The organism is Rhodococcus wratislaviensis (genome assembly GCF_900455735.1).
Classification (GTDB): Bacteria; Actinomycetota; Actinomycetes; order Mycobacteriales; family Mycobacteriaceae; genus Rhodococcus_F; species Rhodococcus_F wratislaviensis.
On record NZ_UAUI01000026.1, the window covers coordinates 315,073 to 324,153 of the forward strand.

Sequence of the window (9,081 nt, forward strand, 5' to 3'; positions counted from 1 at the left end):
GCCCGTGCGCGGTTAACGAGTCTCTGCACTCGCTAACCGCGCACGGGCGGCGGGGCCGCCTAACCGTCGGTGATGAGCGGCCACAGGCCACGTTCCCCGGCGGCAGCCGCGGCCGCGACGAGCGCCTCGTCCCAGTAGCGGACCGAACCGTATTCCGAACGCCAGGCCAGCAACGCGTTCGTGTGCCGGTGCAGTTCGTGCTCCATCGTGAAACCGATCGCGCCGAGACACTGATGGGCGTTGCGCACCACCACCGACGCCGCATGTCCGGCGCACGACTTCGCGGCGGCCACGGCGAAACCGGCCTCCGGGCTTCCGAAACCGTGTTCCTCGGCGATCGACACCGCGGCGTTCGCGGCGGCACGTGCCAGGGCGCCCTCCGCAGCGATGTCGGCGACCATGGCCTGCACCGCCTGGAACTTGCCCACCGCGCGACCGAACTGTGTGCGCGCCGAGGTGTGCTCGACGACGAGGGCCAGGACGCGTTCCATGGTCCCGGCCATCGCGAGCGCCCGGGCCAGCGCGCCGCGCCGGAGGAACTCCGTCACCACGTCCGCAGGCACCGGCGTGCCCTGCTGCGCGGAGACGTCGACCCGGACGTGGTCCCGGGGCATCGACGCGAGATTGGCCGCCTCCGTCACCTCGACATCCGAGCGGGCGAATTCGGCGACCCGCCACGTGCCGTCCGCCTCCCACAGGGCCACCAGCGCATCCACCGAGCGCGCCCACGGGACGTGCCGCGCGGTCCCGTCTGAGTCCAGCACGGCTGCGGTGCGGACCACGGCGGGGCCGGAGTGCGCGGTCGGGCACCCGGACCTGCCGAGCAGCCATCCCGCGAGCAGATCGTTCTCGGCGATCGGGAGATCAGCGGTGCCTGCGGCCGCGAGCAGGTACGCCGACTCCGTCCACCCGGCGTCGCTGCCGCCCTCGGACTCCGGGCCGGTGAGCCGCGTGAGGCCGAGGTCGGCGAGCGTCGACCACAATTCGCGATCGAACTCCCGGGCCTCGCCCGGGGCCCGCCGGTCCGTGGCGAAGACCTGGTCGAGCATGCGTGCGAACTCCCGCATCTCGGTGTCGGTTGCCGGTCCGGTCATCAGCGCATCCCCAATCCCCGCGCGATGACGCCGCGCAGAATCTCACTCGTGCCGCCCCGCAGGGTGAATCCGGGGCGCTGCATCACGCCGGCACGGACCAGTTCGGCGAAGTGGTCGCCGCCCGCCGCCGGCTCGCCGGCCAGTTCTTCGACGAGGTCGGCGATGTCATCTTCGGTCTTGGTGCCGAGGACCTTCACCACCGAGGCGCCCAGCTCGGCGTCGTCACCACGCCCCAGTGCCTCCGACACCGCGCGGGACATGTGATGGAGGCCGAAGGTCCGGGCGACGAGCGCTCCGATGCGGGCATCGGCCGGTTGCCGTCCCTCCCGGATTTCCTCGGCCATCGCGGCGAGGACCGGGAACGTGGACATGAAACGTTCCGGACCACTGCGTTCGAACCCGAGCTCGGAGGTGACCTGCTTCCAGCCTTCGCCGATGCGGCCGAGCACCAACTCGTCCGGCACGAACACGTCGTCGAGGATCACCTCGTTGAAATGGTGATCGCCCGACATCGACAGGATCGGCCGGATCTGCACCCCCGGGGAGTCGAGCAGAACGATGAACTGGCTGAGCCCGGCGTGGCGCTGCGCCTGGTCCAGCGGAGCCGACCGCGCGAGGGCGAAGAAGGCGTCGGCACGGTGGGCGCCGGACGTCCACAATTTGGTCCCGGTAATTCGCCAGCCACCGTCGACCCGGACGGCTTTCGTGCGGACACTCGCCAGGTCGGAACCCGATTCCGGTTCGCTCATGCCGATCGCCCAGCTGATCTCGCCGTTGGCGATACCGGGGAGGAACCGCTGCTTCTGTTCCTCGGTGCCGTAGGTGAGCAGCGACGGCGCGGCCTGCCGGTCCGCGACCCACTGTGCGGCAACGGGTGCGCCGACGGCCAGTAGTTCTTCGGTGACGACGAACCGCTCCATGAACGTGCGGCCCTGCCCGCCGTACTCCGCCGGGATCGTCATGCCCAGCCAGCCGCGGGCTGCGAGGGCCTTCGTGAAGTCCGGATTCCATCGGGTGAGCCACGTGTCCACACCGGGTGTGAACACGCCGGCGTCGATCTGCTCGCGCAGGAACGTTCGCACCTCGGCCCGCAACGCGTCGAGTTCGTGATCGGGCGGGCCCGCGGCCGGCACCACTTGTGTGTGCATGCTGTCTACTTCCCTCGACGAGTGTGTCGAATGCTTCCGCAGGCTCACGCCTGCAACGCTGCTTTGGCCAATTTCCCTGTCGGCGTTCGCGGCAGTTCGGTCACGAACGCGACGCTGCGCGGGCACTTGTACCCGGCGATACGCCCACGGCAGTAGTCGAGGAGTTCGGCGACCAGCGTGTCGTCACCGACGACGCCCGGCCCCGGTTCCACCACCGCGTGCACCGACTGCCCCATGTCCTCGTCCGGCACGCCGATCACCGCCACGTCGGACACCTTGGGGTGGACCGCGAGGACGTTCTCGATCTCCTGCGGGTAGATGTTGACCCCACCGGAGATGATCACGAATTTCGCGCGGTCGGTGAGGAACAGGTAGTCGTCCTCGTCCAGGTAGCCGATGTCCCCGGTCGTCACCCAGCCGGGATTGCGGGGGTGCCGCGACTGCGCCGTCTTGACCGGGTCGTTGTGGTATTCGAAGGAATGGCCCGGCCGGGCGAAGTAGATGTGCCCGACCTGCCCGGCCGGCAGTTCGGTCCCGTCTTCTGCGCAGATGTGCGCACGGCTGGTGGCACCCTGTCCGCGCCCGACGCTGCCGGGTTTGCGCAGCCACTCCTGCGTCGTGATCACCGTGCTGCCCACCGACTCGGTCGACGAGTAGTACTCGTAGAGAATTTCGCCCCACCAGTCGATCATCGCCCGTTTGACCTCCGGCGGGCAGGGGGCGGCGGCGTGGATCGCGACCTTCATGGACGAGACGTCGTACCGGTTGCGTACGGCTTCGGGGAGCTTCAACATCCGGATGAAGTGTGTGGGCACCCATTGGCTGTGGCTGACTCGGTACCGCTCGAGGAACTGCAGACTCGACTCGGCGTCGAATCGGTCGGCCATCACCACGGTTCCGCCGAGGGCGTGGGCGCCGGCGCCGTAGCGCAACGGCGCGGCGTGGTAGATCGGTGCGGGCGAGAAGTAGACGGAGTTCTCGTCGAAGCCGAAGTTGCGCAACAGTCCGACGAACTGGGGACCGGGCTCGTCGCCGATCTGGTCGTCGGTCGGGGCGACCACGATGCCCTTCGGTCGCCCGGTCGTCCCGGACGAGTACAGCATGTCCGAGCCGCGGGGCTGGTCGCACGGTGGGCTGGTGCTCAGAGACGCGATGGCCTGGTCGTAATCGTCGTGGCCGGGCACGGCCCCGCCGAAGGCCAGCCTGCTGCGGACCTTCGGGGTGGAGTCGACGACGGCCGTCGCGAGCTCGGCCAGCCGGGCCGACACCACGAGCGCCCGAGCCTCGCAGTCGTCGACGATGTAGGAGACCTCGGACGGGGTGAGGTGCGTGTTGACGAAGGTGACGACCATACCGGAGCGCACCGCACCCCAGTAGATTTCGAATACTCTGGCGTCGTTGACCGAGAGCACCGCGAGGTGGTCGCCCGGACCGAGGCCCTGGCCGGTCAGCCAGTGGGCGAACTGCACGGATCGGTCCTCGAGGTCGCGGTACGTCACGATCTTGCCGGTGGCGGCTTCGATGACAGCCGGTTTGTCGGGAGTGGTCGCGGCGTGGCGTCCGGGATACATTCGGTTCCTCCTGCGATCCGGTCTACAGCCCCAGGTCCTTGGCGATTATGGTCTTCATGACTTCGCTCGTGCCGCCGTAGATTCGCGTCACGCGGGTGTCGGCGTAGAGCCGTGCGATCGGGTACTCGGTGATGTAGCCGTATCCACCGTGCAACTGGAGGCATTTGTCGATCACCCGACCCGCGGTCTCGGTGCAGAACAGCTTGGCCCGGGCAGCGTCGGCCACCGTGAGCTCACCTCGGTCGAGCAGTTCGAGCGCGTTGTCGGCGAGGACGCGTGCCGCCTGGACTTCGGCGGAGCACTCGGCGAGAACGAACTTCGTGTTCTGGAACGAGGCCACCGGTTTGCCGAAAACGGTGCGGTCCTGCACGTACCGGGTGGCGTGCAGCATCGCCGCCTCGGCGTGCGCCACGGAGTTCAGCGCGATGCTCAGCCGCTCTTGGGGAAGATTGTGGGTGAGGTAGCCGAACGCCTCGCCCTCCTCACCGAGCAGGTTCCCGACCGGGACACGCACGTCGCGATAGGACAGCTCGGCCGTATCCTGTTGATGCAGACCGAGTTTGTCGAGCTTGCGGCCCACCTCGAAACCGTCGGATTCCTTGGACACCGCGATGATGGAGAGCCCGGATCGCCGGTTCTCCGGATCGAAAGGAGCTGTGCGGCAGACGGTCAGAACCAGGTCGGCCGTCACCCCGCCGGTGATGAACGTCTTGCCTCCGTTGAGCACGTAATGTGTGCCGTCCTCGGAGAGCTTGGCAGTGGTGGAGATGTTGGCCAGATCCGAGCCCGTTCCCGGTTCGGTCATCGCGATCGCCGTCATCAGCCGGCCGGCCGCGAAGTCCGGAAGCCACCGCCGCTTCTGCTCGTCGGAGCCGTATTCGAGGAGGTACCCCAGGATGATGCACGAGTGAACGGTGTACGAGCCGAACGACACTCCTGCCCTGGCGACCTCCTCGAAGACGATGGTCGCGAACTTGAAGCTGGTCTCGCCACCGCCGCCGAATTCCTCGGGCACCGAGATTCCGAGGATTCCCAGTTCACCGAGTCGTTCGAAGAATTCGCGCGGTGGACGCCCGACTTCGTCCCACTTCTCCCGGTTGGGAAGTACCTCGCGGGCGATGAACTCCCGGACCATTGTCCGGAATTCGTCGTGTTCCCGGTTGAAGAGTGTCCGCTTCACGGCGGGTCCTTTCAGTGCTGTACGTCGATGGGTTGCAGTAATCGCCGGGCGTGGCTCAGCTCCCGGTGAACTGCCCGGCCCGTCGCTCGACGAAGGCCGCGAGGGCCTCGCCGTGGTCGGTGGTGTGATGCGACAGCGCCTGCATCGCGGCGGAGAGTTCGAGCAGACTGTCGAGGTCCTGACGTTGCCCCTCGCGCAGGAGCTTCTTGGTCATCCGGAGTGCGTGAGGCGGATTGACCGCGACCCGCTCGGCCAGCTCGTGCGCCGTGTCGAGCAGCAGTTCGGGATCGACGACGCTCGAGACCATTCCCCAGTCGAGCGCGGTGGCCGCATCCACCCGGTCGCCGGTGAAGGCCATCTCCGCGGCGCGTGCGGCACCGACCGCCCGCGGTAGCAACCAGGCGCCACCGTCGCCGGGGATGATTCCCAGTTTGACGAAGCTTTCCGCGAAGAAGGCGTTGGTCGAGGCGACGCGCATGTCGCACATCATCGCGAGATCGCAGCCGGCGCCGACTGCGGGACCGTTGACCGCCGCGATGATCGGGACCTCGCAGTGGTAGATCGCCTTGGGCAACCGCTGGATGCCGCGGCGGTATCCCTCTCGCATCACGTGCGGGGCGCCACCGAACATTCCGGCACGATCCGCCATGTTCTTGACGTTCCCTCCGGCGGAGAACGCGCTGCCTGCGCCGGTGAGGATGACGACGCGCGTGTCGACGTCCTCGTTCGCCTCCTCGACGAGTTCGACGAGCCGGTCGATGACGTCGTCGCCGGAGATGGGATTACGGGCCTCCGGAAGGTTGATCGTCCAGGTGACGACGTGGTCGCGACGGCTGGAGAGTACGACGTCGGCCGAGGTGGCGGTCATAGAATGCCCTTCGAAGCAGAGGTTATTGCTAATTCACTTTGTCCGACTTCTTCCTGCATGTCAACAGAATCTTTCGGAATGATCCATGATTAGGGAATCGCTCTTCGCCCGACCGGTGGTATCAGCCGTCCGCCCGGCAGGCCGCCGCACGGAGATCGCGCTTGAGCACCTTCCCCGCCGCCGAGACAGGCAGCGCGTCGAGGAACTCGACCGTCCGGGGCACCTTGTATCCGGCGATGAGCCCGCGCACGTGTGCGCGCAATTCCTCGGCATCGGGACGTGCTCCCTCCCGGAGCACGACGACGGAATGGACGCGCTCACCCCACCGGGTGTCCGGCACACCGATGACCGAGCACGCTTCGACAGCGGGATGGGCAGCGAGTGCGTTCTCCACCTCGGTCGAGTAGACGTTCTCGCCGCCGGTGATGATCATGTCCTTGATCCGGTCGACCACGAAGACGTAACCGTGCCGATCCACGTAACCGACGTCGCCGGTGTGCATCCAGCCGTTCCGCAACACGGCCGCGGTCTCCTCCGGCCTGTTCCAGTAACCGAGCATGACGTGATCGCCCCGGGTCACGATCTCGCCCAGCACGCCGGCAGGCACCTCCACGTCGTCGGCGTCGACGACGCGCAGTTCGCAGTGCGGCAGGGCACGTCCCGCGGAACGGAGCAGTTCGCCCCCGGCCAGATGGTCTTCCCGCCCGAGGACGCTGATGTGTGCGGTCTCGGTCATCCCGTACCCCTGAGCGAAGCCGCTGTTCCGGAACACCCTCATGGCGCCTTGCAGCAACGTCGGCGAAATCGGCGACGCGCCGTAGCGAACGGACTTCACGCTCGACAGGTCGTACGACTCGATATCCGGGTGCGCGACCAGCATCTGCAGCATCACCGGCACTGCCCCGACCGTGGTGACCCGGTGCCGTTGGATCGCCTCCAGCACGGCCCGGGGTGAGAACGTCGGCAGGAAGACCTGGGTACCACCCAGGAGGTTCTGCGTCGCCCATGCCACGAGCCCCGCGATGTGGAACATCGGACTCACGACCAGATTGACCCCACCGGCGAACACCGACTGGCAGGCCGCCTGGGTGCCGAGCGCCGCCGTCAGCAAGTTCCGATGACTCACCATGACGCCCTTCGACACACCTGTGGTGCCGCCGGTGTACAGCAGTGCACCCATCGCATCACCACCGATTCGCTTGTCCGGCACCGGCTCGGACGCGGCGATCAACTCCTCGTAGCCTGCCATCCCGTGTCCGGCCACACCGTTGCCGCAGTGCACCACCGCGCGGAGGTCGGCACATTGTTCGCGGAACGCGGGGACCATGTCCACGAACTCGTCGTCGACCAGCAGGACCACTGCCCCGGCGTCCCGGAGCGAGTCCGCGATCTCCCGTCCACTCCATCGAATGTTGACCGGATTCACCACCGCGCCCGCCCACCAGCACGCGAGGAAGATCTCGTGATTGCGGTCGGAGTTCAGGGCGAGGACGGCGACCCTGTCTCCCTCCGACACACCCAGCCCGTGCAGTCCGCCCGACAACCGGGCGACCCTGTCCGCGATGTCACGGGTGGTCCGAACGCGGTCGCCGCAGACTGTCATCGGCCCGTCGGGGGCCTGCTGCAACGCACGGTGCAGGAATTGGGTCGAGTACACGCGGACCTCCGAATTCTCGCTCGAGGTTGTCGAGGGTTGATAAATGTTGTTGCAGATCAGTCATTTTCGTGGTCGATACGCCGCACGGGCCGCATCAGCGATTCCTGGACGACCGTGGCCACCAGGTGACCGTCACGAGTCCAGAAGTTGCCCATCGAGAGGCCTCTGCCGTCGACGGCGGACGGACTCTGCTGCGCGAACAGCATCCAGTCGTCGGCCCGGAACGGTCGGTGGAACCACACTGCGTGGTCGAGGGACGTCATGAAGACCCGCGACGGACCTCGCTGCAGACTGCGGTGGGGTTGACGGTCGAGTGCGGCCGTCGATGCCAGCGTTATGTCCGAGCCGTAGGTCAGGGCGCAGACGTGCATCAACGGGTCGTCCGGGAGGGAGTGCGCGGGCTCAGGCCTCGTAGGGGTCCGGAAGTTCCTCCGGCGGTGGGACAGCGGGCATGACGGGCTGGCGATCGGGCGTGACCTCCGGCAGCTTGAACGATGCCGACAAGGTGAAGGAAGTAGCCGTGCAAGGAATGCGCCGCGTGCTCCCGGGTGACGGTACCGCCTGCTGCAGTGAGCGACTGGGCCGCGATGTGTCCGCCGAAGGGTCTCCGTGGGCGAGGTCGAGCGGGACGTCATCGTCTGTCACCGAACTCATCTCAGATTCCCTGTTGCGGAACATCGCCTGCCACGAGCCCGCGAAGGCGCCGCTTGTCGCGTTCGGGGTCGATGATCAGGGCGCCGAGAAGACCGGCCGCGACGGCCACGATTCCGAGTATCTGGAACGCCGTGGCGTAGCCACCCGCCGCCGTCGCGGCCGCGTCGACGATGCGGCCCATGAGATACGGCGCGATGAACCCGCCGATCGCCATCAGGGACAGGAAGACACCCAGCGTCCCCGCGACCTGCCGCGGGGGGCAGAGTTCGGCCACCGCAGCATTGAGCAACGGGAAGACCGGCGAACCGACGGCATACCCGATCGAGACGACGAGCACGGCGATTACCGGAGTGGTGATGTACGGCAACGTCGTGAGGACGCACCCACCGATGACGAGTCCGACCACCGGCATGATCACCCGCGCGGTTCTCATACTCACGCCGCGTACGACGAGACGATCACTGAACCACGTGGAACTCAGCATGATGACGAGTCCGAACAGGCTCGGGATGGAGAACATGGATCCGGCCTGCAGTCGGCTGTAGCCCAGCCCGGTCTCGAAATACGACGGCAACCAGGTGAGCACGACAGACACCAGCGCATACACACTGATGACGATCAGGGCACCGCCGACAAAGGTCGGCGAGCGGAAGATCCGCGTCCACGGCACCGCCGGCTCGGTCTCGCCGTGGGGCGCGGCCGAGTCACCTCCGCCGGCGGCAGGTGAATGGTCGCGGCGCCGGTACGGCCCCTCCGACCACACGAGCAGCCACAGAACGCACCAGCCGAGGCCGATGATGGACAGGGCCACCAGGGCGGATCGCCAGCCCCACGCGACGGCGACGTACGCCAGCATCGGAGCGATCGCGATCTTGGCGATCGACGCCGCGCAGGCGAGCAGCGCGCCGG

The 9,081-nt window shown here is 67.3% G+C and carries 8 protein-coding genes; all 8 read right to left on the reverse strand.

Annotated features, from left to right (window positions below; all coding sequences use genetic code 11):
- Window positions 1-59: 59 nt before the first annotated feature.
- Entirely contained in the window at window positions 60-1,094 is a 1,035-nt protein-coding gene (locus DTA22_RS31970; protein WP_112302093.1) for an acyl-CoA dehydrogenase family protein, read from the reverse strand.
- Entirely contained in the window at window positions 1,094-2,242 is a 1,149-nt protein-coding gene (locus DTA22_RS31975) for an acyl-CoA dehydrogenase family protein (RefSeq protein ID WP_112302094.1), read from the reverse strand. Before DTA22_RS31975 ends, DTA22_RS31970 begins: the two co-directional genes overlap by 1 nt.
- Window positions 2,243-2,286: 44 nt before the next feature.
- Window positions 2,287-3,813, reverse strand: coding sequence for an acyl-CoA synthetase (locus DTA22_RS31980; protein WP_112302095.1), 1,527 nt, complete (start codon window positions 3,811-3,813; stop codon window positions 2,287-2,289).
- A 22-nt stretch (window positions 3,814-3,835) separates the two neighbouring features.
- Window positions 3,836-4,993, reverse strand: a complete 1,158-nt coding sequence (locus DTA22_RS31985) for an acyl-CoA dehydrogenase family protein (RefSeq protein WP_112302096.1) — start codon at window positions 4,991-4,993, stop codon at window positions 3,836-3,838.
- A 55-nt stretch (window positions 4,994-5,048) separates the two neighbouring features.
- Entirely contained in the window at window positions 5,049-5,861 is an 813-nt protein-coding gene (locus DTA22_RS31990) for a crotonase/enoyl-CoA hydratase family protein (protein WP_112302097.1), read from the reverse strand.
- A 121-nt stretch (window positions 5,862-5,982) separates the two neighbouring features.
- Window positions 5,983-7,518: an acyl-CoA synthetase gene (locus DTA22_RS31995; RefSeq protein ID WP_112302098.1), complete on the reverse strand. Its 1,536-nt coding sequence runs from the start codon at window positions 7,516-7,518 to the stop codon at window positions 5,983-5,985.
- Between the two features lie 56 nt (window positions 7,519-7,574).
- Window positions 7,575-8,153, reverse strand: a complete 579-nt coding sequence (locus tag DTA22_RS32000) for an acyl-CoA thioesterase (protein ID WP_245973372.1) — start codon at window positions 8,151-8,153, stop codon at window positions 7,575-7,577.
- A gap of 20 nt (window positions 8,154-8,173) precedes the next feature.
- Window positions 8,174-9,081 (reverse strand): MFS transporter (locus tag DTA22_RS32005; RefSeq protein ID WP_112302099.1); only part of this gene is annotated, 908 nt, incomplete at its 5' end.